General features: G+C 43.8%; 21 protein-coding genes. 5 read left to right on the top strand and 16 right to left on the bottom strand.

The genetic code is table 11. The features are described from left to right. Positions 1-29 precede the first annotated feature (29 nt). Positions 30-737 carry a MerR family DNA-binding transcriptional regulator gene (locus tag ODZ53_RS11815; RefSeq protein ID WP_372677415.1) on the bottom strand — a complete coding sequence of 236 codons (708 nt, stop codon included), beginning with the start codon at positions 735-737 and terminating at the stop codon, positions 30-32. A gap of 162 nt (positions 738-899) precedes the next feature. Between ODZ53_RS11815 and ODZ53_RS11810 the strand changes: the two genes are divergently transcribed. Then, a complete protein-coding gene (locus tag ODZ53_RS11810; protein WP_372677186.1) occupies positions 900-1,571 on the top strand; it encodes a DUF5701 family protein in 672 nt (223 codons plus the stop codon). 184 nt (positions 1,572-1,755) lie between these two features. Here ODZ53_RS11810 and ODZ53_RS11805 read toward each other — a convergent pair whose 3' ends face one another. The 4 genes from ODZ53_RS11805 to ODZ53_RS11790 all read right to left on the bottom strand — a co-directional run bounded on the left by ODZ53_RS11805 (position 1,756) and on the right by ODZ53_RS11790 (position 6,456). Continuing rightward, positions 1,756-3,810 (bottom strand): serine hydrolase domain-containing protein, encoded by a 2,055-nt coding sequence (locus ODZ53_RS11805; protein WP_372677184.1) that lies wholly within the window; start codon positions 3,808-3,810, stop codon positions 1,756-1,758. 121 nt (positions 3,811-3,931) lie between these two features. Beyond that, positions 3,932-5,200 carry a GHKL domain-containing protein gene (locus ODZ53_RS11800; RefSeq protein WP_372677182.1) on the bottom strand — a complete coding sequence of 423 codons (1,269 nt, stop codon included), beginning with the start codon at positions 5,198-5,200 and terminating at the stop codon, positions 3,932-3,934. Between the two features lies 1 nt (position 5,201). Beyond that, entirely contained in the window at positions 5,202-5,942 is a 741-nt protein-coding gene (locus tag ODZ53_RS11795; RefSeq protein WP_372677180.1) for a LytR/AlgR family response regulator transcription factor, read from the bottom strand. A gap of 151 nt (positions 5,943-6,093) precedes the next feature. Next, positions 6,094-6,456 carry a MerR family transcriptional regulator gene (locus tag ODZ53_RS11790; protein WP_372677178.1) on the bottom strand — a complete coding sequence of 121 codons (363 nt, stop codon included), beginning with the start codon at positions 6,454-6,456 and terminating at the stop codon, positions 6,094-6,096. Between the two features lie 113 nt (positions 6,457-6,569). Between ODZ53_RS11790 and ODZ53_RS11785 the strand changes: the two genes are divergently transcribed. Beyond that, positions 6,570-7,331: an SDR family NAD(P)-dependent oxidoreductase gene (locus tag ODZ53_RS11785; RefSeq protein WP_372677176.1), complete on the top strand. Its 762-nt coding sequence runs from the start codon at positions 6,570-6,572 to the stop codon at positions 7,329-7,331. A gap of 69 nt (positions 7,332-7,400) precedes the next feature. Here the strand turns inward: ODZ53_RS11785 and htpG are convergent, their stop codons facing one another. The 3 genes from htpG to catA all read right to left on the bottom strand — a co-directional run bounded on the left by htpG (position 7,401) and on the right by catA (position 11,423). Next, positions 7,401-9,281: a molecular chaperone HtpG gene (gene htpG / locus ODZ53_RS11780; protein ID WP_372677174.1), complete on the bottom strand. Its 1,881-nt coding sequence runs from the start codon at positions 9,279-9,281 to the stop codon at positions 7,401-7,403. Between the two features lie 237 nt (positions 9,282-9,518). Then, positions 9,519-10,682, bottom strand: a complete 1,164-nt coding sequence (locus tag ODZ53_RS11775; RefSeq protein WP_372677172.1) for a PstS family phosphate ABC transporter substrate-binding protein — start codon at positions 10,680-10,682, stop codon at positions 9,519-9,521. An 81-nt stretch (positions 10,683-10,763) separates the two neighbouring features. Then, a complete protein-coding gene (gene catA, locus ODZ53_RS11770) occupies positions 10,764-11,423 on the bottom strand; it encodes a type A chloramphenicol O-acetyltransferase (protein WP_372677170.1) in 660 nt (219 codons plus the stop codon). Positions 11,424-11,615: 192 nt separating this feature from the next. Between catA and ODZ53_RS11765 the strand changes: the two genes are divergently transcribed. Then, a complete protein-coding gene (locus ODZ53_RS11765; RefSeq protein ID WP_372677168.1) occupies positions 11,616-12,437 on the top strand; it encodes an S-layer homology domain-containing protein in 822 nt (273 codons plus the stop codon). Between the two features lie 172 nt (positions 12,438-12,609). On the opposite strand, the gene ODZ53_RS11760 is transcribed toward ODZ53_RS11765, so the two are convergent. The 4 genes from ODZ53_RS11760 to ODZ53_RS11745 all read right to left on the bottom strand — a co-directional run bounded on the left by ODZ53_RS11760 (position 12,610) and on the right by ODZ53_RS11745 (position 17,301). Further along, positions 12,610-13,989 carry a HAMP domain-containing sensor histidine kinase gene (locus ODZ53_RS11760; RefSeq protein ID WP_372677166.1) on the bottom strand — a complete coding sequence of 460 codons (1,380 nt, stop codon included), beginning with the start codon at positions 13,987-13,989 and terminating at the stop codon, positions 12,610-12,612. Then, positions 13,976-14,683 (bottom strand): response regulator transcription factor, encoded by a 708-nt coding sequence (locus ODZ53_RS11755; RefSeq protein WP_372677164.1) that lies wholly within the window; start codon positions 14,681-14,683, stop codon positions 13,976-13,978. The genes ODZ53_RS11760 and ODZ53_RS11755 overlap by 14 nt, the downstream gene beginning before the upstream one ends. Positions 14,684-14,733: 50 nt before the next feature. Beyond that, a complete protein-coding gene (locus ODZ53_RS11750) occupies positions 14,734-16,740 on the bottom strand; it encodes a serine hydrolase domain-containing protein (RefSeq protein ID WP_372677162.1) in 2,007 nt (668 codons plus the stop codon). Between the two features lie 144 nt (positions 16,741-16,884). Next, positions 16,885-17,301, bottom strand: a complete 417-nt coding sequence (locus tag ODZ53_RS11745) for a VOC family protein (protein ID WP_372677160.1) — start codon at positions 17,299-17,301, stop codon at positions 16,885-16,887. Positions 17,302-17,519: 218 nt separating this feature from the next. Here ODZ53_RS11745 and ODZ53_RS11740 point away from each other — a divergent pair, with 218 nt between their 5' ends. Continuing rightward, complete coding sequence (locus ODZ53_RS11740; protein WP_372677158.1) at positions 17,520-18,257, top strand: cyclase family protein; 738 nt, start codon at positions 17,520-17,522, stop codon at positions 18,255-18,257. 74 nt (positions 18,258-18,331) lie between these two features. On the opposite strand, the gene ODZ53_RS11735 is transcribed toward ODZ53_RS11740, so the two are convergent. After that, the gene (locus tag ODZ53_RS11735) at positions 18,332-19,363 is read right to left on the bottom strand and encodes a LacI family DNA-binding transcriptional regulator (protein ID WP_372677156.1); all 1,032 of its coding nucleotides are present in this window, start codon (positions 19,361-19,363) and stop codon (positions 18,332-18,334) included. 246 nt (positions 19,364-19,609) lie between these two features. Here ODZ53_RS11735 and ODZ53_RS11730 point away from each other — a divergent pair, with 246 nt between their 5' ends. Further along, entirely contained in the window at positions 19,610-20,662 is a 1,053-nt protein-coding gene (locus ODZ53_RS11730) for a 2,3-butanediol dehydrogenase (RefSeq protein ID WP_372677154.1), read from the top strand. A 171-nt stretch (positions 20,663-20,833) separates the two neighbouring features. On the opposite strand, the gene mleBRB is transcribed toward ODZ53_RS11730, so the two are convergent. From mleBRB to ODZ53_RS11715, 3 genes are all read right to left on the bottom strand, one after another. Beyond that, a complete protein-coding gene (gene mleBRB / locus ODZ53_RS11725) occupies positions 20,834-21,679 on the bottom strand; it encodes a BRB family alpha/beta fold macrolide esterase (RefSeq protein ID WP_372677152.1) in 846 nt (281 codons plus the stop codon). 425 nt (positions 21,680-22,104) lie between these two features. After that, the gene (locus ODZ53_RS11720) at positions 22,105-22,500 is read right to left on the bottom strand and encodes a DoxX family protein (protein ID WP_372677150.1); all 396 of its coding nucleotides are present in this window, start codon (positions 22,498-22,500) and stop codon (positions 22,105-22,107) included. Between the two features lie 164 nt (positions 22,501-22,664). After that, positions 22,665-24,038 carry a TraB/GumN family protein gene (locus ODZ53_RS11715; RefSeq protein WP_372677148.1) on the bottom strand — a complete coding sequence of 458 codons (1,374 nt, stop codon included), beginning with the start codon at positions 24,036-24,038 and terminating at the stop codon, positions 22,665-22,667. Positions 24,039-24,135 lie beyond the last annotated feature (97 nt).

Genomic DNA, 24,135 nt, shown 5'->3' with positions numbered 1-24,135 from the left:
GCAGGAGAGGGTTTTCTCATTTCGCTACCCTATTCATCGACCAACTGAACTACTTTGCCTAATTGATAGAAATAGAAAACCCCACGCATTTGTACAAGATTCATCTGATCCAGATAGCGCAGCGTTTCCAAAGCGATGTTTCGCGCCTCTTTTACATCCTCTTCATTCATGCTCGCAATGGCTTCCTTTAACTCCACAACCGATAAAGAATAGACAGCAGGTCGCAGCGTACGAAGCAGCATGATTTTGCGGATTTGCGAGCGATTGAAAAGACGATAGCCATTTTTCTCATCGCGGGAAGTTGTAATGAGTCCAACCTTTTCCCAGTGGCGGATGGTTGAGCTAGGCAAAGAAGTCATGGTTGCTACTTCTCCAATCGTCATCCATTCGCTAATTCCAGCTTCCTCCACCTTACCTGCTCGGCCGTCTTCAAGCATCGCCAAATTTCGTTCCGCTAACTGCTTATCCCTCTGCAAATTAGCCTGTACCTCATTCACACGCCACAGAGCAGCCTGCAACTGTTTATCCTGGATCAACCGCATCACCTGCGCCGTCACATCCATCCCAAAGCCAGGAGACATGGCTTGAATACAAGTAAAATAAGCGACGTGTTCCTCCGTATACTTCCGGTAGCCGCTCGTTGACCGCTCCACAGGTGGAACCAGCCCATGCGCTTCATAATTTCGCAAGGCGCTTGTACTCAGCTTCAGCTTACGTGCAATATCAATAGGGCGTATGGCAGACAGCCCCCTTCCCGATTTTCTCCCATAAAGATTAAAGCTAAGTTGTAAAGTTACTTCAACCCAAATCTGCTTTATTCCTTTTATTTTGGAAAAACCTTTGAATTAGCACCAATGTTGTAAGATGAATGTGAAAAGTGGAGGGAGGCGCATTAACCCATGCACAGAGCTGAATTCGAACGGCAACTAACAACACTCATTCAAAAGGGCTATCCTGAAATGGCAGGTATGACAGCAGAAGCGTTCAGGAAAAGTCTGGCCCCGCTGCAACCACTAGCAGAAGCTCTTCCCATTCAAGAAGACGAGCAGCAAGAGGGCCTCGTACCCTTTGTTCTCGTGGTAAAAGGCGATTGGTTCGACGGAGAAAAAGCGATGCAAGCCATCGAGCGGCAAAAGAAAGCTGGCTTCAGTGTCATGGATACAGAAGAAATCCGGCGGTTTACACCCATCGAGGGCATTGAGATTCCTACAGGAATGGCTTACCTGATGACCGGAATTGATACAGGAAATGAGACGCTGAACGTCACCCCGAATGACGCGATGCCCATCCTCTTGGAGCAGCAGCGTTCTCCGCTCACGCTGGAGGAAGGGATTGCTCTGATCACTCACTTCCCGGATCAGGTAAAGAAAAACAACGGCTTTTCTCTGCTCGGCTCTCGTTGTGGCGACCGACGTATAACAGCCATGTGGATCAGCGAAAATAAACCGAAGCTAGGCTGGTGCTGGGCCGGCAATCCTCATACGTGGCTCGGTTCAGCTTCCTGCCTAGCACGTTTGGACGAAAAAACCCTTGAAGCTTGGTCTTCCCCCTATCAAGTAGACACAATATAAAAAGCCTAAGCAGCCAGTGTGTTTTGGTACGCGACCGGGGCACATCGCTTGAATGTTTGACCTTTTTTAGCCATAGAAAAATCCCCTCCAAGTAAAGTGTACCCCCCACCATTAGGTGGGCGGGCTTTTTACACTTTCTACTCAAAGAGGATACTATCAGTAATGCGAGCTTTTATGCTTACATCTATTTATTCTTCAAATTAATTTTAAATACATCACCCGCATTCCCACCAAAAACGATCATCCCGCTTTCAGGCAGTACTACCGAATGCTTGTTACTTGCCTTTGAAAAGTTCACAGTCATTCCATTCTTGTCATAAACGGCGAATCCGCCGCTTTCCGGAGTCGCAACGTTCATGACTCGGTTGGCTGATTTTGCATCGATTTTATACCATCTAGCCTGACCATCCGATGGTATGATGCATAATGAATCTTTCCCATCATTAAAGGTTGGAATAGCATCTTCACTGATATAGGATAATCCATTGATCTTTACATACTCTTTTTGATTCTTTTGATAGAAATTCAAATCAAAAGCGTCTCTTCCGGCAAAAGCAGGAATCTGAATTACATTTACTGCATTATTCTTGTCAACAATTTTAGTGCCTGAAGCGTATCCATGGCTGATATCAACGGATATCGTTTTGGTCACAAGCGCATTGTTTAGATACATCACTGAAGTGATCTTTTCATCTAAAGCGTAGTATTTTTTTCCATCCCTATTTTCCCATACCGTTTTCATTGACTGTTTTAGTGGATTGGAAGCTAACTTTTGCAATTCATAGGATACCGAAAACGATTGACCTAATCCTGGATTATTGATATAAGCGTTAAGTTTTAAATAGGTTTTTCCATTCTTCGCTCGGTCAAAGCTTATCGTTGCATTCCCATCGTTGTTTATGAACTGTCCATTGCCGGTATATACATATTTTTGCGGCGGTAACCCTTCAAATGCTAGATCAGGTGAGTGAATCTCCCCGTTCTTTATCTCCAGTTTTACCGTTTTACCTACACTACCGTATAACCCAGAGTATGCAAGCATATCGGATGGCATGTCCACTTTCACTGGAGGTTCAAATGTTTTTTCAGGTAGAATTTCTTTAATGATGTCTTTGGTTCTTAGATATTCCAATAAAATATTTGATGCAGCTAAACTATTATAGGTACTACCGCCTCCCGATGAAAGCACAGCAATCGTAATATCATGTTCGGGTAAGGTCACCAAAGCAGCGTGATACATAATCGTATCTCCACCTTTAAATAATGCTGTTATTCCGTAATCACTAAATGGTGCTAAACGGACAGCATCCCAACCAAGACCATAGTTAATCGAGTTTGTCTCTTCAGGTACCCACACGCCTTTTCTATACTCATGACTTTGCATAGCCTTTACTGACTTCTCAGATAAAATATCCGTTCGATTCCCGATTAATACTTCAGCGAATTCAGTTACTTCTTCAGCCGTGGAGTAAAGGCCTCCTGTCCCTAAGAGATTGGTATTCTCAACGGGTAAAGCTTGATCCAACCCAGAAAAATAAGTTTTTGCGAGCCTATCTCTATCAAATGAATCAAGTGGTGTTTTGGTAGAGGTCAATTGAAGAGGATCAGAAATATAGGTTTCAAGAAATTCGCTATAACGTAAACCGCTCACTCGTTCAATCAATATTTCAAGCAGCTGAAAACCATCATTGCAATATACCGAAAACTCGCCGGGGGTTGACTTTAAGCTTTCTGATTGTAATCTTACCAATAATTCATCATGATTTTTCGTATCATTATCTTCAAATAAGAAGCTATTCCCATATTGACTACCGTAAATTCCTGAAGAATGATTCATCAACATACGTGGCGTAATCTGTTTATATCGTTTATCTGCCATTTTGAAGTCCTTGATATACGTGGTTAGCGGCTTATCAATATCAATTTTTTTAGAATCAGCCAGCATCATCGTTGCAGCAGTCACGTACATTTTACTTACCGAGCCGATTCCAAACATCGTGTCTTCGGTGATCGGACTCTTGGTCTCTCTATCGTATACACCAGCACTGCCTGATAAGACAATGGATCCATGATCCCTAATTGCATACTGCAATCCACTAGCACCATATTCGGATACGATCTTCGAAGCCTGCTCCTGTGCCTTTTCTTCAACAGTATCAGGATTCGTTAGAGCAAAAGCAGGGGTGACCGGTATTGCAATAAGAATAGCGGTCATGAATACAGAAACCACCTTCTTCATTGTTAATTCCTCCTCGTGATTGGCTGAAATGATCATACAAGGAAAAAGTCTGCTAGAATAAAAATGACCCTGAAACGAAAAAAACAATCCCTAAACAACATGTTGTCTAAGGATTGTTGATTTAATATGGAAGTACGACCATATTATTAAATTCTTTATGTTTCGTTTCAATGGTCATATGACCACCGTACTTGTCACAAATTCTCGCTATGTTTGTTAATCCGATACCATGAAATTCCGCGTTTGATTTTTGGCTGTGCAAATAGGCAACTTCATTCTCCATATGATTCAAAATGTGAATGAGAAGGGTAGACTCGGTAGAATATATTTTGATTAGAATGTACCTATCTTCTGCGATTTTTACTCGTTTAGAAGCTTCCATTGCGTTATCTAGCATATTTCCTAGAGCTACACATAAGTCATAACGGTCAATATTAACTTCCTGTGAATATAAGTTGATCTTCGTATCTATTCTTATGCCATTGGCTTGTCCAATATTAAGCGTGTTTGTGACAAGGGCATCTATAACCAAATTCCCCGTATTAACGCGATGATAGGCTCCTTCGACTTTATTTAATGTAGTCTTGATATGTTCCATTGCCGCTTCTAACTCATTTCGCTTAATACATTCTTCGATGTACAAAAGCTGTTGGTTCGTATCATGAATGATTCGTTTAATCGATTTGAAGCTGTGAACTGTTTTTTCGTAATTCGCATCTTGATAGTCCATTTGGTGTTGCAATTGCGAATTCTCATGCATAAATTGAAATTTATCAACGATATTATCAAAAATATAGAAAAGAATAACGTTTAAGAGAAGAAATCCAATGACGGAAATGAAAGAATAAACGTCCTTATAAGTTAGAATACTCAGCTGGTATATACTTACGACAGGAATAACCAAGAATAATGCGTAGTAACGATTATCCAAAGAGAAATTTCTACGTTTTGCAAGTAGTCGTATGATCTGAATGATCGCAAACATGATCATGGAACTGAGTAAAATAACTTTCGTATTGGCTATTTGATCTTGTTCATTTATAGAGTTAACGCTAAAGTCTACTGAATCTAGGGAATAAAATAAATATAGCGATATAAAATTAGAGAGAGATACTAAAACACAGTAAAGTATAGAAAAAGTAAACTTCGTTTTAAATTCTACTCTATAAGATTGCGCAAAACTAAATATCACAAGAAGAGATAGCATCGAAGATAAAATAAGAGAGGTTGGTATAACTAGATATAGGTAATCGAGCAACCCAAAGATAATGAAGTAAATGAATCGGTTTTGTTTTTTAGCTGATTTATCAAATACCGAATTGAAGAAAAAATTAACTTGCACACCCATCAGAAGTATAATGCAAAAGACAATCAAATTATTTTGAATCATATCAATCGACCTTCATAATCATAAATTTGGTGTAAGTATCTTTAACCTCTTTCATTTTAGAACGACCTATAGGCAATTCCTTCCCATTGGACATGAGAACCACTCCGCTAGCAAATTTCTTCACATGAAGCAGATTAATAATAATGGAACGATGGATTTGTATGAAGTTACAGTCCTTTAAGGCCAGAGCATAATCAGAAATGATGCCTTTGCTTTCATAGGTTTGATTCGTGGTCGTAAAATGCAGCTTGCTTTTTATGGTTAAGCTTTTGGCAGCTTCAATACTAATAAGTTCATCATATTTTAATACGACTTCTTCATAGCCTGTCTTGATGACCATATACTTTTTATCAAGTGCTTGAAAGTATTGGTGTAGCTTGATGATTTTCTCCTCCAAGATCGAAGGTGAAATGGGTTTTATCAAGTACTGATATGTCATGACGTCAAAACTTTCCACCATATATTTTGGGTAACTTGTCAGAAAAATAATTTGTTCATCCAGGTTATTTAACCCTCTTATTGTTCGGGCTGTTTGAATTCCGTTCATTCCACCCATTTCAATGTCCAAAATTAAAATATGGAATGGAGTTTCTTGGCGCTCATAATAAGATACCAACTGCTCTCCCGAGTCGAATGATTCGATTACAAATTCAATATTTGTCTTTATTGACAAAGTAATTAGAATGCTTTTAACAAACTCTCTGTGTTTCTCCTCATCATCGCAAATAGCCACTCTATACATAAATGTTGTACCCTCGTTCCATTACCTTTATTTTAAAGTTCTCTCATAAACATGATACAACCTTTGGACTTTATCTAGATAGCTTTTGGATGAAACGCAAATTTGAATCCCTTAAATCACAATTACGCACATGGCACTTGTGAATGGAAAATCAATGTCTGTTACTGATGTAGTCTTTGTAACCAGCAATTTTACGTTCTAGCATACCATCCACATCGATTAAAGTTTTTATTTGTTGCTCAATATAGTGTTTATGATCTTCTAAAAGACTCAATCGAGCTGAGGCAGTATGTTCTCCTTCTAAAAACAGGGAAGCGTACTTCTTGATTTTCGAGATAGGCATTTGCGTTTCTTTTAACTTGATAACAAATCGCAGCCATTGAATATGCGAATCGCTATATCGCCTGTCACCGCTTTCATCGCGATCCGGAATCATTATTTTTTCCTTTTCATAATACCGCAGCGTATGTGTGCTTATCCCTAATAGATGTGCCACTTCACCAATCTTGCGCATAGAAACCTCCGAATAGTTTTTACACCCTTGACTTAGAGTTTACTCTAATCTGTATACTCAATGAAACATTCCATCTCAATGGAAGCTATTGAATAAATTCAGGAGGGATATCCATGAATTATACGGTCATTACGGGAGCAAGTTCAGGAATTGGTTTTGAAACTGCTTTGGCTTTTGCTGCTCGTGGAAAAAACTTAATTTTAGCAGCTCGTCGAACGGAGGAATTAGAAAAGCTACAAGCAAAAGTGGCTGACATCAACGCAAAATTGGATGTGGTCATTCGAACAGTTGACTTAAGTGTAGGTGAAAACGTTCATGACTTTTACGACAGTCTAAAGGCTTATGAGATTGAGACCTGGATTAACAATGCGGGGTTCGGAAACTTTGCTTCTGTCGGGGAACAAGATTTGAATAAAATTGAGTCCATGCTTCACTTGAATATTGAAGCACTTACGATTCTATCTTCTCGTTATGCTCGTGACTATGCACATGTGAAAGGAACGCAAATCATCAATATTTCTTCAGGCGGAGGTTACAGAATCATCGCTAACGCCGTGACCTATTGCGCGACGAAGTTCTATGTTAGTGCCTTTACGGAAGGTCTGGCACAAGAATTGAGGGAAAACGGTGCAGCCATGCAAGCAAAAGTGTTGGCACCTGCTGCCACAGAGACCGAATTTGCAAAGCGTTCCTTTGATATGGATCACTTTGAATATGCTGGTGCAGTTCCTAAGTTCCATACAGCTAAACAAATGGCCGGTTTCTTGCTCGATTTATATGACAGTGAGAAGATCGTTGGAATCGTGAATGGAGCAACATATGAGTTCGAGCTAAGAGATCCACTCTTCACGTATGTACCGAGGCCAAGCAACTAGTTTTTTGTCACTCCTAGACGTTTTCCGCATAAAAAAGAGGATGAGCAAGTCTCATCCCCTTTTTTGTGATTACACCATTACTTTGCAAATATCGTTCGTAAACTCAACCGGGTCTTGAATCGGCAAGCCTTCGATTAAGAGAGCCTGATTGTACAGAAGTGCCGTATACAAATTGACCTTTTCCTTGTCTGTGTCAAATGCACCCTTCAACGACTGGAACACCGCATGGTTCACATTAATCTCCAGTACCTTGTCTGCCTTCACACTCGGATTGTTCGGCATCGCATTCAGGATTTTTTCCATTTCAATCGTCACTTCACCCTCTGTCGACAAGCAGACAGGGTGTGACTTCAAGCGCTTGGAAGCTTTTACGGCTTTAACTTTTCCTTCGAGCAGCGATGCCATATAGTCGAACAGCTCTTTGTTGTTCTCGTTTTCGGCTTCGGCTGCTTTTTCTTCTTCGCCCGGTTCGATTCCCAAATCCCCGCTCGATACGGATTTGAATTCCTTTTCCTTGTAGTTCATCATCATTTTGATTGCGAACTCATCGACGTCATCTGTGAAGTACAGGATTTCGTAGCCTTTCTCGGATACGAGCTCAGTTTGCGGCAGCTTCTCGATTCGCTCGATCGACTCGCCGGACGCGTAGTAGATGTACTTTTGATCTTCTGGCATTCTCTCTACGTACTCTTGTAGCGTCACCAGCTTTTTCTCTTTGGAAGAGTAGAACATCAGCAGGTCTTGCAATGTTTCTTTATGCGTTCCGTAGTCGCTGTACATGCCGTATTTCAACTGTCTGCCAAATGACTTGTAGAACAGCTCGTATTTTTCCCGCTCTGTTTTCAGCAAGCTTTGGAGCTGGCTTTTGATTTTGCTCGTGATGTTTTTCGCAATCAGCTTCAATTGACGATCATGCTGGAGCATCTCACGAGAAATGTTGAGCGACAGGCTCTCGGAGTCAACCATCCCTTTCACAAAGCTGAAGTAGTCTGGAAGCAGGTCCGCGCATTTGTTCATGATCAGTACGCCGTTCGCATACAGCTCCAAACCTTTTTCGTACTCCTTCGAGTAGTAATCAAATGGCATGCTCTCCGGGATGTACAAAATCGCCTGATAAACAACGGCTCCATCTGCATTAATGTGGATGTGTCCCAGCGGCTTGTCGAAGCCGTAATGCTTGCTCGCATAAAACTGCTCGTAATCCTCAGTCGTCAGCTCGCTTTTATTTTTACGCCAAATCGGAACCATGCTGTTCACGATTTGTTCTTCCGTCACTTGTTCATATTCGTTTTCGCTGCCCTCTTTTGGCTTATGCTGGGTAATGTCCATTTTGATCGGGTAACGAATGAAGTCGGAGTACTTTTTGATAATCGCTTTTAAACGGTACTCTTCCAAAAACTCGTCGTAGTTCTCTTCTTCTGTATTCTCCTTGATTTCGAGAATGATTTCGGTCCCGACCAAATCTTTGTGACAAGGCTCGATCGTGTAGCCATCCGCACCGCTGGACTCCCATTTGTAGCCCGTGTCGCTGCCCAGTGCTTTACTGATGACCGTAACCTTGTCGGCAACCATGAAGGCCGAGTAGAAGCCTACGCCGAATTGACCAATGATGTTGTAGCCATCCTTTGCGTCGTTTTCTTTTTTGAACGCCAACGAACCGCTCTTCGCAATGACACCCAGATTATTTTCCAGTTCATCCTGCGTCATGCCGATCCCGGTATCTGTCAGGGTCAAAGTTCTGGTATCCTTGTTAACCGCTATTTTGATAAAATAGTTCTCTTTATCAAACACCAATTGATCATCGACGAGCGATTTGTAGTAAATTTTGTCAATCGCGTCACTGGAATTAGAGATCAATTCGCGCAAAAAGATTTCCTTTTGTGTGTAAATTGAATGGATCATCATTTCCAACAGACGTGTAGATTCTGCTTGAAACTGCTTTTTTTCCATGAAAAAATACCCACCCTTCCGGACTTCTTATGTATTCCTTTTTCAATATTAGCACTCTCACCTCACGAGTGCTATTTACTATTTTTATAACAGCCTTAGATTTTCCTGTCAATATGAACCTGCCAGTCTGTGCGTCCATCTGTGACGAGGTGCCGCCCCTCCTACCGTTACGAACCACAAAAGCGAAGAAGAAACCCTCGGGTCAATTGCCCAAGGGTCTCCTTTACTTGCTACTTATTATTTCACCGGAATATAACCCGTTTTTTCTACTAATTCTTGTCCCTGCGGAGACAAAATCCATTCGATCAGTTTCTCCGCATTTGGGTTGTCCGTCCCTGCTGTCACTGCGTAAAACTCCGCTGCAAATGGATACGTTCTGTTTTTTATCGTTTCCTTATTAGGCTTTACCCCATCAATTGCGAGTAGACGAATGTTTCCGTTTTGCACCATCTCCGTGGCATAAAACAAGAACGAGTAACCGATGGCATTCGAATAATTTCTGTAGTTGGCTGTTTGCTCGATGATTTCACCCATTCCTGTTACCACGTCTTCTTGAGGTGCTTTCATGAGCTCTTTACCTCCCATGATCTTCTTGAGCATCGTCTGACTTCCGCTATTTTCAGGACGCTGAAAGGATCGAATAAACTCATACCCGCCCCCGACTTGATCCCAGGAATTGATGTCTCCCGCATAAATGTCCTGAATCTGCTGGGTAGTGAGTCCCTGAACAGAATTCTCTGCATGGACAAAAAAGACAAAAGCTTCCCTTCCAATCGGGGTCAGCTTAAGCTCAACGCCTTTTTCTTTGGCTGCTAGGAGCTGTTCCTCGGAAGGAGCTGCCGCAAAGATGACATCGACTTTGCCATCCAATAAGTTTTCATACGCATTTGGCGTTTTGCTTACCATGACTTCGCTGTCGTCAAGGTCGTAATCCTTCTTGGGATAAACAGCCTGCACAAAGGAAGCGTAAAGAGGATACAAGGCGGTCGCCCCATCTATTTTGGGCAAATCAGACTGAAATGACAGTGTCGCAGGTTGATCAAGCTTTTTAATTTTGGAGCCTGTACGAAACGGTTTATATTGTTCCAGATCAACCTCTGCCTCACTGACAATAGGAATGCTATTATGGTAATAGCTGCTGATCTCATATCCTGCAACTGGCAGCGTACAAAAGAGAAAATAGACAAAGAGGGCTCTGTTCCATAACCGACTCTTTTGCGGGGCGAACATTTGCCCGATGATGTAAAGGATAAAAACGACTGTCGTGACAGCGACAAGTAGGGAATAAACTCTTCCCTGTGCGTTCAAGGCAGTCATTACCATCGCCACGACTCCGATCACAGTAATGATCGCACCCAAAACCATACAGCCGAAGACTTTTCCTACCAATTCTTTATTCATTCCTTCTCCTCCCAGTTCTCCTACCGTTATTATAAATGATTGGAAGAGATTAGGAAGGAGAAGCATACCAAACGAGCCAATTCACTCGACACCTAACCATTCCTTATAGTTTGTTGCCCATTTTTGCAGATCATTAATGAACAGGCTTGCGTGATAGCCATCACAAACCGCATGATGGACCTGCAAAGAAACAGGCAATAACGTTTTGCCTTCTTGCTCGAAATACTTTCCGCTCGTAATGATCGGCAGCAAATATCGCCCATCTCCCGAAATATTCAGATTAAACCCACTAAAGCTAACCCAGGGAATACACGAGACAGGGAACGTATAAGGCGGTTCCAACTCTTTTGCCACAAGACCTTTGTTGTCCCCGTACTGTTTCATATCCGCTACATAATTTTGATAAAACACAGGGAACTCGTCTGCGAATTCCGTCCACATCGTAGAAAAAGTTTGATCGTCCTGATGAAAAAAAGTATAGCTGGGTATCATTCTCTCCCAATAGCCCAACTCACCATCCGCATGAAAGGAAGTCCGAAATTCACGGTGTGCATTGACAACGTTTGTCACCATATACAGAAAAGCCGGGTACAGCTTCAGCTCCTTTTTCCGTAGAGCGGGGAGCAATTCCGTTATATCAATATTGGCAGTCATACTGAAGGTGCAATTCACTCGGTTCAGATAATGCTCGAAATAAGACCTTCTGCTCCAATTATCTAGATCGATTCGCTGAAACTTCATTGGATATCCCTCCTAAAATAGAAAACATGCTGATTTTAGGAGGTGATTCTGCGTGCCCTTTTCATAACACCATTCCCTTCTTCACCCCTCTAGCATACCATTTGCGTCTCTTTCTGACATCAGCCTGTGCATAGCTACAATGTTTAAGCAGAAATATGGATGGGAAAAGGAAAGGGATGGCAAAGGAGGAACATGATGAAAAATATCATTTTATGCTTAGCTCTTTTCACTTCTATTCTTTTTTCAACTCCCATGAATGTACAAGCCAGTCAGTTTAGCGATATCCCTGAGGGGCATTGGGCTCGGGAATCGGTTGATTTCATGGTAAAAAAAGGTGTATTAAGCGGCTATTCCAATGGAGCCTTCAGACCGAATGAGACGATTGACAGAGCTGAGCTCACCGTTATGTTTCATAAACTGTTTAATAAGCTTCGTCCGAATCTTAACAAAGAATCCTCCGAACAGAAAATACAGAAGTTTGAAGATGTCCCCAAAAACCATTGGGCCTATCAGCCATTGATGGAAATGTACGACGCAAACTCATTTGGTGTTGTAGATTGGGACTGGGACAAAGTTTACATCTATCCCGAAAAAAAAGTAACACGTTGGGAAGCGATGTACTTCTTCCAAACATTTTTCTCTCAAAAGATGTATCAAATGCCCGCCGATCAAGTTTTCCAAATCCTCGCTCGAATTGACGACATTACCGTACAGTCAATCGATTCACCTAACTATCGGTCACCTTATCCTGGTTCAAAAGCTATTCCTGACGACGAATTCACAATTAGCTATAGTCACCTCGACACTGGAGAAATAAGTTTTGCCAACGGTGACATCGACGCATTAAAAGCTTACGCACTTGCATGGCTTGTGGGCAATAACATCATGAGTACGTGGGGAAACGAATTGGAAATACACGATCCCCTCACACGAGCGGAGGCTGTGGTGATGCTACACCGTACTTACAACGTCTTATTGGCAGACGGTTCTCTCTCAACTTATACGAGTAAATAACCCTCTCCAAAACTCTCATTTCGAAAAAGGAGCCCTCCCATTTGGAAGGCTCCTTTTTAGCAATTGCACCTTGTACTCCATCTGCATTTTGCTCATATCCATATACAAGCAGATTTCAGCGATGACCATCCAAATCAGCGAACCCACTCCATACATTCCCGGACAGTACCGCTCATTCAAGAGGCAAAGTTATTTTAAATAGAGTCGTATACCGTTGATTTCTTTCCAAATGAATGGTCCCCTGATGTAACGTTATAATTTTTTTACAAATGGCTAGACCGAGTCCGGTGCTATCTTTCACAGGATTGCTCCCTTTTATGAACTCTTCAAAAATGTGTTCCCTAACATCCTTTTGAACACCTATACCGTTATCACCCAACCACAGAACAACGCCGGTCTCTATTTTCTCGCATGAAACGAATAGCTGCGTTCCCGGCGGATTATGTTTTAGCGAGTTACCGATCAAATTCGTAATAACGCGGTTCATATGCATTTTGTCGAACATGACAAACAGCGGCTCCTCTGGAATTTTCACTTCCAACTGAAATCCCCTATCTTCTATTTCCGGATAAAATTCCGCAACAAGCTGCATAAACCATTTACTAATATTGACCTTTTCTTGATCCAGTCTCACGTGCTGGTCTTCCAGCTTTGCCAGTTCGAACAAATTTTGAATCAAATGGGCCATATAAGACGATTTGTCGTTAATATATTGAACATACTGACGCCTTTGCTCTTCTTCTAGCTCCGGCCTATCCAGTAACAACTGAGAATACCCGAATACAGAGGTAATTGGCGTTTTCAGATCATGAGACAAATGCAACAGCATGTTTCTTTTGTTGTTCGCTACCGCTTCTTTCTCTGCAGAGGTCTGCTGTAGTCGTTCTGCCATTCCGTTAAATGCTTCTCGGATTTCTGCAAATTCCATTTCAGCCGAAAATGTAAGCCTCTTCTGATAGTTGAAGCCTTCCATCTCTTTAATGCCCTCTACAATTTGCCGGAGAGGCGTCTTCATCTTCAAGACGGAGTACCGGGTGTAGAAATAAAGGGCGATGAACAACAGAACGACAAACAACGCTATTAAGATTCCAAACGTCAATGATATAATTTCCGACCGCTCAGGAAATTTCCATAACAGAACATAGTTTTCACCCTCTGGCCCTTGCGCTTGATAGGCATGGTAGAAAATTGAATCATCATTTCGCAGTATGTCCACTTTAGCGTACAGCATTCCATCGCTATATGTCATGATATTGTCTTCCTTGTTGCCTTTTACATAGATGACTGTCCCCGATTCATCCACGATCTCGAACCAGCCGCCGTACTCGTCTAACAACCGACCATCAATCTTTTCAAAAGGGTACTGGTATATTTTACTGACATCCACTTGGGTCAAATCGGGCGTTTTATTAAAAAAGTTGTCCATCAACAGGTCTGTCCCCAAAAGAGCAACCATAATCACACATGAGAACAAACCGCTTATCACAACATAATGCCGAAAAAAAAGTTGTTTTAACGGCCGCTTGTCGGGGATGCTCTCATTTTTTTTCAAAACGGTAGCCTAACCCCCTGATCGTAATAAGATAAACTGGCTTTCTTGGGTTATCCTCAATCTTCTCCCTGAGTTTGCTGATATAGACCATGATGAGGTTTTCATCCCCTATGTATTCCTGCCCCCAAACATGCTCGTAAATGGATGCTTTTGTAAAAACTCTCCCCACATGCTTCATCAGTAAAGACAAAATCTTGAACTCGTACGATGTCACTTCTTTCTGCTGTCCATTTTTGTACAGCTTACAGCTCACCAAATCGAGCATGACATCGCCAATTTGTATGATTTCATGGTTCTGCTTTTCACCTTTGGAAAATACATCCATTCTCCTGAATAACGCTTGAACTCTGCTGACGACTTCTATGGGGTTAAAAGGCTTCCCCACATAGTCGTCAGCGCCAAGCTGCAGTCCAATAATTTTATCCATATCGTCCGATTTCGCGGACAGGAACAAAAACGGAACTTCGGAAATATGTCGCATCTTTTTTAATAACTCGTATCCATCCATCATCGGCATCATAATATCAGCAATAACCAGATCGATTTGCACGTTTGAGAATACAGCCAGCGCATCAACCCCATTACCTGCTTCATAAGTAGCAAACCCGTAATTTTTCAAATAAATACTGAGTAGTTCACGAATTTGTACTTCATCGTCGATGATCAATATCGTTTTGATTGTACTTCCCTCCATCGCCTCATGTCGCAACGAAGCACAAACAAGAAGTCACGGCTTGTTGTACACTAAAATAATTGGTCTGCAAACCGAGATAGTAACGCAGCCGCTTCTTTCCTTAGCATCGGCTGCTCTGATTTATAATCGAGACTGCCATCTTTGTCTTTCACCACTTCTGGTCCGTATAATCCTTTTGCCACTACGAAATGGACTCCCTCTAAAGCCCAAGCATCTGTCCTACCACTCAAATTGGCTTTTTTCGGCTCTGCATGAAAATAGCCAAATGCCATGCGCCATACGATGTTTGCTGCTTCTTGACGCGTCAATGGCTCGTTCGGATAAAATTTGCCACCAGCAGATGCTCTTAGTAAACCTAACTCGTAAGCTGCTTGAATTTCCCGCGCATACTTGTTACCTGAAATATCCGTGTAAATCAGTTTATGCTTTGATGGGGCAACGCCACTCCACTTGATGAACCAGCCAACAAACTCTCCTTTTGTTATCTGTTGTTCAGGCGAAAAGAGATTGTCTCCTTCCATATCAGCAAAGACACCGATCTGTCTCAGGTGATAAATATAGGACGCATATGGATGGTCATTCTCCACATCCTGATAACGTTGCGGCTCAGGCATTTTTTCTGCCCAACTATCTGTTTTTAACTCGTAATAGAAAGCCTGCACATCTCCGTGATCGTTCAGCTTAAAAGCAGCTTTACTACCTTGTTCATCCTGGAATAAGAGTGGCTCCACCTCATATAGGACATGTTCTCCCAGCGAGTCTTTTACAATGAGTTTGCCGCCTTCAGCACGTATACGAGTCGTCCACATCCGGTTTCGCAAATCGCTGTATGTCCCTTCAAACTTCGTGAGTTCTTGTTTCTCTAACTCAAACGCTTCCTTTTTCTTCTCATTTTCCGGGTAGTAATGATCCATAAACGCTTTAATCAAAGGTATACGAATTTCGTAGTCCTTATTGACTGTAACGAATACTCCCACTTTTTCTTCCGGGATCAACCACATCCCGGTATGGTATCCTTGTAAATCCCCTCCTTTTTCAATAACATATTGTCCATTGTAATTTTGCTGGTTGCCATATTCGAAACCAAGCGCCATGTTATTCAGCTTTGGATGCACGGAAAGATGAGGTCTGTGCATTTCTGCCGCCGTTTCTTCTTCCATAATCGTCGCATTCCCAAGCTTTCCTTTATTGAGATGAGCAATCATGAATTTAGCCATATCAGAACCAGTTGAGAGCATTCCACCATCAGGAAGCTCAGTTGGTACCATTGCATAAGTCGGGATCGGCTGTCCGATAATATTATAAGGCACAGCCAACCCTTTGACTATTGATGGCGTCAGTCGAAAATCACTATTTTTCATGCCAAGCGGCTTAAAGATGCGTTCCTTCACGTATTTACCAAATGGTTTTCCTGCTACTTGTTCCACAACATAACCTTGAATGTCGAAGCCGAGATTGTCATATCTGTAAAACTCTCCTGGCTTGCGAATGACATTTGGGAGATTGTCCATAACGTATTTCTTTAAAGAAACCTCCCGTTTCAAGTCGGTTGTTGAACTGTCAGAAGTGTCTCCAAAGTCAAATCCAGTGGAGTTCGTTAACAGATGTTTCATAGTAAGAGGAGCGCCTGTCTTATTCGGAATCCGGGCACCCCCCATATATGCGGATACATCTTTGTTCAAATCTATTTTTCCTTGCTCCGCCAATTGCATAACGGCTGTAGCTGTAATAACCTTGGATACTGACGCTACACGGAATACAGTTCGATCAGGATCGACCGGAATCTTCTTCTCTACATCCGCATATCCATACCCTTTTTTAAAAAGGACCTTGTCTCCTTTTACAACTACAAACGTAGCTCCTGCCATGTTGTTCTTAATTTCTGACTGGTTAAAAAATTCATCTGCAAATTGCTCTACCTCTCTCGGATCATCCGGCCCAGATACAGAAGATGCGAACACTTTGGTTGGAGAAACAACTCCGCTTACAAGGCTGACACTCATAGTAGTTACAATTACAGTCGCCATTAATGTCTGTAACTTCGAAAACATTTTCATAAGATTGCTCCTCTCCTTTACCCTTATTTCCTTCTCTAGAAGAATACACAATCAGTCTTAATCGTATTTCTATACAACCTTAATAGAACATGAATTTTTTGCTTGTTCATGCAAAAACCCCTGATTTCTCAGGGGCAAGCTCCTCTATTCTCTCGATATCTGTCCCATATTCATATACAACACATTCCACCGATGACCATCCAAATCAGCGAAGCCTGCCCCGTACATCCCCGGACCATGCTCCCGCGGCTCACTGAAAACAGTGCCCCCAGCCTCTTTCACCTGATTCACCAATTCATTCACTTCTTCCCTGCTCTCGGCATCGATCGAAAACAACACTTCCGTTCCGCGCTTCGTATCTGCCAGTTCATTTTGCGTAAAGGTTTGGAAAGTAGCCTCTGGGAACAACATGATGAGCATGTTTTTTTCGCCGATTACCAAGCCCGCCATCTCTTTGCTATTCTCATGGCGAGGATGAAAAGAGAATCCGAGTGCGGCAAAAAATGATTTGGACTTTTCGAGGTTCTTGACGGGCAAATTGATCCAAAGCTCTTTTGTCATGGGAATTTCTCCTTCGCGTTTTGTTTGGATGATACTCATTCTTCTCCTTTAAAGCATAGCAGAATCATGCTCGAACGCTTCTTCTCGATTGCTATTTTTTGTTAAATCATTCATCCATATTATTTCCGATATTGACACTCGGAATTAGAAGCGATAAAGTATGGATAAACTCGGTTTCACAAGCGCGAAAATTCTAAAAATAGTAACGAGGTGGGCACATGGCAAACGATTTGATTCAAGCAATTACCCTGTTAAAACAAAAAGAATGGGTCGATCTCACGCACACATTCAGTCCGGAATCTCCGCACTTCCACGCCTTTGACGCCGCCGAATTCCAAACACTGTTCACACATGACGACGGCTTCTTTGCCCAGCGCTTCTCTTTTCCTGGGCAGTACGGTACGCACTTGGATGCACCCATTCACTTCGTGCGCAACAAGCGTTACTTGGACGAAATCGAACTAAAAGAACTCGTATTGCCGCTCGTCGTCATCGACAAATCAAAAGAAGCCGAAGCCAACAACGACTATTCGCTTTCCGTGGAAGACATTTTGCATTTTGAAAACGAGCATGGTCAAATCGAGAACGGCTCCTTCGTCGCCTTGCGCACAGATTGGAGCAAGCGCTGGCCAGATGTGGAGGCCTTCAACAATAAGGATGCAGATGGAAACAACCACGCTCCTGGCTGGTCCTTGGAGGCTTTACAATTTTTGTTCGCGGAAAGACAAATCAAAGCAGTCGGTCACGAAACCTTTGATACAGATGCGACGATTGATTACCGAAAAAACGGAGCGCTTCTGGGTGAGTATTTCGTCCTCGATCAAGACACCTATCAAGTAGAGCTGCTCAAAAATCTCGATAAGCTACCAGCAAAAGGCGCTGTCATAGTAAACATTACACCGAAGCCTGAAAAAGCCTCCGGGTTTCCGGTTCGTTCGTTTGCCATATTGCCTTAAATCAAAAGCCGAGGAAACGCCAGGTATCATCACCGATCACCTGTCTTTCACTCGGCTTTTCAGCTGAAAATGCCCTACGTATCCAATGACGATTTACGGATAACCGCCACACTGGACTCCCTTACAATCAGCCGGGGCTCGAACTGTACGCGTTCGTACGCTCCTGCCCCCTGCTCACGAATCCGTTTCAGCAAAAGCTCAGTCGCCAGCCGTGCCACCTCTTCCCCCATGATCGAAACAGAACTGATCTGCGGAGTCGTAATCGTCGTCCACACATTGTTGTCAATTCCCACGACCGCGACATCTTCTGGTACGCGGACGCCGAGCTCCTTGAACCGATTCACAATCCCGATTGCCACCATGTCATTGACCGCATAGATAGCGTCCGGCATGTTTTTCAGGCTAAAAAAGTAATCGGCAGCACGAAGGCCCGTCTCAAACGAGAAGTCCTCACCAAAATACACCAGCGAAGGATCGACGTGCTGAAGTGACGCCTCATAGGCAAAATACCGCTCCTCGATCTTGTCCTTCGGCGCACCAGCGTATGCGATTCGCGTACGGCCAATTTTGATCAGATGCTCCATGACGAGTCGCCCTTCTTGACGGGCCATGCTGACCACATCTGCTTTCACACTATCTTCAAGCTTTTTTCCATAGTTAATAATCGAAACGGGAACACTCGCTTTGTTAATCATCTGGACCAACGTCTTCGGATAGGCGAGCGGCATGATAATCAACCCATCTACATGCAGCTTTTTGACCTCACGCACAGTCTCAAGCTCCATTCGGGCATTTCCTGCTGTATTAATTTGTACGACACGGTAGCCATGCTGCTTGGCCGCTTGCTCAACTGACCAGGCGATATCTGGAATGATCGCATTGCGAATGTCAGGGACAGCCAATGCGATTTGATAGGTTTGCCGTACCTTTAGACTTTGCGCGGAAGTGTTCGGAATAAAGCCTAGCTCATCAATCACGTCCAAAATCAACGCTTTCGTCTTCGGACTGATCCCCCCGCTGTCATTGATGGCCCTCGATACGGTTGCGATTCCTACACCAGCCTTCTTCGCCACGTCTTCTATTGTCACTTTCTTTTTTGTATCCAACGCCTTGCTTTCCTTTCCATACCGGAATCGTTTTCTATGTTTCCTAGCTAAAATGTGTTTTCCTACCGCAATTATAGCATACACAAAAGTAATGGTAACGAGGCGTGAGCAAAACATAACAGACTCTTGCCTAGGAAATCAAATTGACAAGACGCTGAACTTATGACATATTATTTTTCGGAAACGTTTCCTATTTTACTTGCTGAATTTCATATAGAACCCAAATCGAACGAGGAGATGGCAGATATGAAAGCATTACGTTGGCACGGTTTGAAGGACCTCCGTTTGGAAACCATTTCGGAACCGGTTGCGACCAAAGGTAAAGTGAAAATCAGAGTCGAGTGGTGCGGGATTTGCGGAAGCGACTTGCACGAGTACGTGGCTGGCCCGATCTTCATCCCACAGGGAGCTGAACATCCACTTACAGGCGAAAAAGCCCCGATCGTAATGGGGCATGAATTTTCCGGACAAGTAGTGGAAATCGGCGAAGGCGTAACTACTATCAAGGTTGGCGATCGCGTCGTCGTCGAGCCAGTTTTCGCTTGCGGAACATGCGCCGCGTGCAGACAAGGCAAATACAATCTTTGTGAAAAAATGGGCTTCCTCGGTCTTGCAGGCGGTGGTGGCGGATTCTCGGAATACGTGGCTTGCGATGAGCATATGGTCCACAAAATCCCAGACAGTCTCTCCTATGAGCAAGGTGCTCTTGTGGAGCCATCTGCCGTAGCCCTTTATGCCGTTCGTTCAAGTCAGTTGAAAGCTGGTGACAAAGCTGTCGTTTTCGGCGCCGGTCCTATCGGCTTGCTTGTCATCGAAGCACTGAAAGCAGCTGGTGCAGCTGAGATTTATGCAGTGGAGCTGTCCCCCGAACGTAAAAACAAGGCCGCTGAGCTGGGAGCTATCGTCATCGATCCAAAAGAATACGACGTAGTCCAGGAAATTCACAACCGGACAAACGGCGGTGCAGATATCGCCTTTGAAGTCACAGGCGTGCCTCCTGTCCTCACGCAAGCCATCGAATCTACCAAAATCGCTGGACAAATCATGATCGTCAGCATCTTCGAAAGAGAAGCTTCAATCAAGCCAAATCACATCGTGATGAAAGAGCGCAACATGACAGGCATCATTGGCTACCGCGACGTATTCCCTGCCGTCATCAGCCTAATGGAAAAGGGCTTCTTCCCGGCAGACAAGCTGGTTACCCAGCGCATCAAGCTCGACGACATCATGGAGAATGGTTTTGAAGCGCTGCTGAAAGAGAAAAACCAGGTAAAAATTCTCGTTAGCCCGAGAGCATAATCGAAAACGATTCCATAAATATCGTGCTGTTTCCTTCCACATAAGGAAATACGCTATTCCGCTACAAAAAAACGGAGAGAAAGCAGGGGTCATTCCTGTTTTCCGCTCCGTTTTTTCTTGTTACCCTCTTCGATTTGTAACCTTGCGCTCTGCAAAGAAGAGGAAGTCTCATTACGCTTCCTTTTCTTGCGTATGCTTCAAGATCGCTTCGATGACGACATCCCAATCCCCATATGGAAGCTCATGCCCTGTCCCTTCCAACGTGAGCAAGACTGCTCCCGGAATGGTGTCCGCAAGATGTAATGCATGCGCGAAAGGAATGAGCAAGTCTTCTGTACCGTGAATCACGAGAGCTGGTACAGCGATTTCCGCTGTCCGCAACAAATACGGTTCACTGGCCGTCACGAAGGCGTGGTTGTTTCTACTCGCATAGTGGTTGCTTCTGGCGATATCGATTTTGGCCAATTCACGAACGCGCTTCTCGTCAAAAGGATGTTTGGAACCACTGAGCACTTTCCAACTCGCAACCGCCGCCTCTAACGCCTCCTTCTCATCCTGCCAATTGATCTCCCCCATCTTGCTGAAAAACTCCATCAGCTTCTCATCGATTGGTGGTAGGCCAGGAGCAAAATTCGACGTTGCGTGCAATGTGATCGTGCGAACTCTTTCGGGATGTCGCAATGCAATCATTTGTGTCAACATTCCGCCCATCGACATACCAACGAAGTGTGCCTGCTGTACACCGAATGCATCCAGGACGTGAACAGCGTCATCCGCCATATCTTCAAACGTATAACCTGGTTGGCCAACCTCGTACGTCGTTGAGCGCCCGACATCCCGATTATCAAAACGAATAACATATCGTCCAGCGTCAGCTATTCGCTGACAAAATTCTTCCTCCCACCAAAGCATGGACATCTGGGCTCCCATAATCAGCAAAATCGCCGGATCTGTGGGCTTCCCAAAGCTTTCCGCGCATATTTCCACACCGTTTACTTTTAGGATCTGTTCTGCCATTGTAAGTTTTCCCCCTCAACGAACTGAAATAAAAAAACACAGGCTAGGCTGCCTGTGCTTACGTCATCGAAAAAGGAAAGAGAAACGGAAACCATGAACATCAAATACCCGCATCTGATGTACAAGATGGGTTCCATTCTCTTTGCAGATCATGCAAATAGAGGGGGGGCATCACGCTTGCCTTCCTCACTCCCATTTGCCCATGATTCAATTGGGTTACCGTAGCGGCAATCCATTTTTCGATTCGTATGCACACAACATAGCCTTTTTACGCTATATCATCGATTGTGTTGTGCGAATAAAGTATCGAAAAATTAATTTGCCACACGTAACCCTCCGTTCTTGATAAGTTGTGCCCATCCTACCACATGCTTTTTCATCTGTCAACGATTGGCAGTTTCAACGGTTGTTCGTAGCTGTCATTTTTATTCTTTGGCAGCGAAAAGCAGCTTTCGCACCCGCTCATCCCGCAGCCACAATCCGCCCCACATTAAAATCGCGAGGTAGACAGCAAACAGTGTATGCGTAAAAAGAGGCGCGTCGACACGGATCTGGGTCGCAATGACCCCACCGAAAAATCCAGTCAACAGAAGCGCACCCAAAACTGCTGTCCGGGGGATCGCATACAACACCGTTGATACAAGGGCGAGAATTCCAATCACACCAATGTGATGCTGCGCATAGCCGAGTACGAGGGTTCCCTCTACTACAGGAGCAGGCTGGATGAGTTTAAATACACCGTCAAAAAGCATAAAAAGAATGACAAGTCCGCTCATAATCCGTGCAATCCACAGACGTGTTTTCGAAATTTGACTCCGCATGGGGGTCCCACCTTTCATTTTTTTCCTAAGCAGATCGTAGCACATTCTAAGCGCAGAGATTTCTTCTGAATTGCTCTTTTGGGGAAATGTTCACTCTGAAACCTGGTTTTTCGAGCAATAAAAAGAAGTGCCAGCCTGCGCGCCGACACTTCCTATTCCAGCTCTTATTGCAATTGTTGCACCTGATAGCCTTTGGCTTTCAAATGATCAATAACCATGCCTTTCATGGAGAAGTGGGCAGCACCGACCACGACAAAAGAAGTCGTTTCCCCTTTTTTCTCCAACACTTCTGCCAGTTTAATAGCCATGTTTTTGTCTCGCTCACCGAGCAGGCGCTGGTTCACTTCGCCTTCACCGAAATCGCCATTCGTCGTCATGATCTGGGTAAAGCCATTGAGATCGCCTTCTACCCATTCCGTCTGCATATCTTTTAAGAGCTTTGTGCCTTCCTCCAGCCCTTTTTCGGTCATCGCACTATCTAAAATAATGTTCAATTCTTTCTCCTGCTGCTCTGCCGGTACACCTGACAGCAAGTCCGCTTGCAGCTTAATGCCTTCCAGCTCCTTGATCGGCTTCTCATCCAGCATCGCCTTCGTCAGGAAGTACCTGTCGATGCCAGTCAGCATCGCGAACTGAAGATCCGCTTCACCGTCTGCGTAGCCAAGCGTTGGCACAGACAACGCAATAGCAAATGGCTTGTAGGCATCAAAAGAATTGGCTGGCAGTTGCAGCTTTGCAAGCAATTTTTGCACCTTTTGGTACGTCTCAGCGGATACGTGATCCTTCAGTGTGGTGCCATCCGTGTATACCATCTTTTGTGTTAAATAGTCATTGTCACCGTTGATAATATCGGCTTCGACCCACAGTTCATCCGATTCTTCATACGCTTCCCGGATGTCTTTTTGCATCGGGTACATATCTGCGATCCCCATGTGGATCGAACCGAGTAAGTACATAGTATTTTTGCCATTAGTCACTTTCCACATGAGACCTTCGGCACCGCCGCCCACCGTATCGAATGCGAACTCGACCAGTCGGCTCGCCATCACCGTCGCTTGTTCAAGCGTGCTTGGCTGGTTCAGCTCCAGACCTGCGGTTGTTCCTTTGACCAAGCCTTTTTTCTTCATATAGTCAATCGGGTTATCCCCGGTCATTTCGAATGTGGCTGGCAATTCGTAGTTCGCCAGGAGTTTGTACAGAGAAGTAATGACTGCTTCTCTCGTAATGACCTTATCAGTCGGAAAGGATAAGGAAGCGTTCTTTTTCTTCAGTCCCAGAAGATCCAGCTTTTTCGCCGTTCCTTCCATCAACGAAATAAATTTGTCAGCAGGAATCGATTGTTGAAATGAACCGTCTTCATACCACGCCAGTGGAAAAATTCCGTATTTCTCCCCTTCGTTCAACGTGTTCACCGACCAAGGGCTGATTACGGGAGCTTGCCCGTGAACCGGAAGCACATACCCTAGCAAAAGCGCCAAACTGAGTGCACCTGTACCTGCCCAGCGAGTCAGTTTGCTCCAGCGTTTGTTTAATTTCATGAAACTTTCTCCTCTCGATTCTAAGCTGAATGATTTTATGCCATTCCATCTTAGTGGTAGATTATACCACAATCTTCTGGAAGAGATAACCGAATGA

The organism is Brevibacillus sp. BD137, from assembly GCF_041644655.1.
Taxonomy (GTDB): domain Bacteria; phylum Bacillota; class Bacilli; order Brevibacillales; family Brevibacillaceae; genus Brevibacillus; species Brevibacillus brevis_D.
The sequence above is the reverse complement of the archived record's forward strand: the minus strand, read 5'-3'. Positions and strand labels throughout refer to the sequence as shown.

Coding starts and splice junctions, on each gene's coding strand:
- ODZ53_RS11810 (WP_372677186.1), top strand. CDS start 900: ATGCACAGAGCTGAATTCGAACGGCAACTAACAACACTCATTCAAAAG.
- ODZ53_RS11805 (WP_372677184.1), bottom strand. CDS start 3,810: ATGAAGAAGGTGGTTTCTGTATTCATGACCGCTATTCTTATTGCAATA.
- ODZ53_RS11800 (WP_372677182.1), bottom strand. CDS start 5,200: ATGATTCAAAATAATTTGATTGTCTTTTGCATTATACTTCTGATGGGT.
- ODZ53_RS11795 (WP_372677180.1), bottom strand. CDS start 5,942: ATGTATAGAGTGGCTATTTGCGATGATGAGGAGAAACACAGAGAGTTT.
- ODZ53_RS11790 (WP_372677178.1), bottom strand. CDS start 6,456: ATGCGCAAGATTGGTGAAGTGGCACATCTATTAGGGATAAGCACACAT.
- ODZ53_RS11785 (WP_372677176.1), top strand. CDS start 6,570: ATGAATTATACGGTCATTACGGGAGCAAGTTCAGGAATTGGTTTTGAA.
- htpG (WP_372677174.1), bottom strand. CDS start 9,281: ATGGAAAAAAAGCAGTTTCAAGCAGAATCTACACGTCTGTTGGAAATG.
- ODZ53_RS11775 (WP_372677172.1), bottom strand. CDS start 10,682: ATGAATAAAGAATTGGTAGGAAAAGTCTTCGGCTGTATGGTTTTGGGT.
- catA (WP_372677170.1), bottom strand. CDS start 11,423: ATGAAGTTTCAGCGAATCGATCTAGATAATTGGAGCAGAAGGTCTTAT.
- ODZ53_RS11765 (WP_372677168.1), top strand. CDS start 11,616: ATGATGAAAAATATCATTTTATGCTTAGCTCTTTTCACTTCTATTCTT.
- ODZ53_RS11755 (WP_372677164.1), bottom strand. CDS start 14,683: ATGGAGGGAAGTACAATCAAAACGATATTGATCATCGACGATGAAGTA.
- ODZ53_RS11750 (WP_372677162.1), bottom strand. CDS start 16,740: ATGAAAATGTTTTCGAAGTTACAGACATTAATGGCGACTGTAATTGTA.
- ODZ53_RS11745 (WP_372677160.1), bottom strand. CDS start 17,301: ATGACAAAAGAGCTTTGGATCAATTTGCCCGTCAAGAACCTCGAAAAG.
- ODZ53_RS11740 (WP_372677158.1), top strand. CDS start 17,520: ATGGCAAACGATTTGATTCAAGCAATTACCCTGTTAAAACAAAAAGAA.
- ODZ53_RS11730 (WP_372677154.1), top strand. CDS start 19,610: ATGAAAGCATTACGTTGGCACGGTTTGAAGGACCTCCGTTTGGAAACC.
- mleBRB (WP_372677152.1), bottom strand. CDS start 21,679: ATGGCAGAACAGATCCTAAAAGTAAACGGTGTGGAAATATGCGCGGAA.
- ODZ53_RS11720 (WP_372677150.1), bottom strand. CDS start 22,500: ATGCGGAGTCAAATTTCGAAAACACGTCTGTGGATTGCACGGATTATG.
- ODZ53_RS11715 (WP_372677148.1), bottom strand. CDS start 24,038: ATGAAATTAAACAAACGCTGGAGCAAACTGACTCGCTGGGCAGGTACA.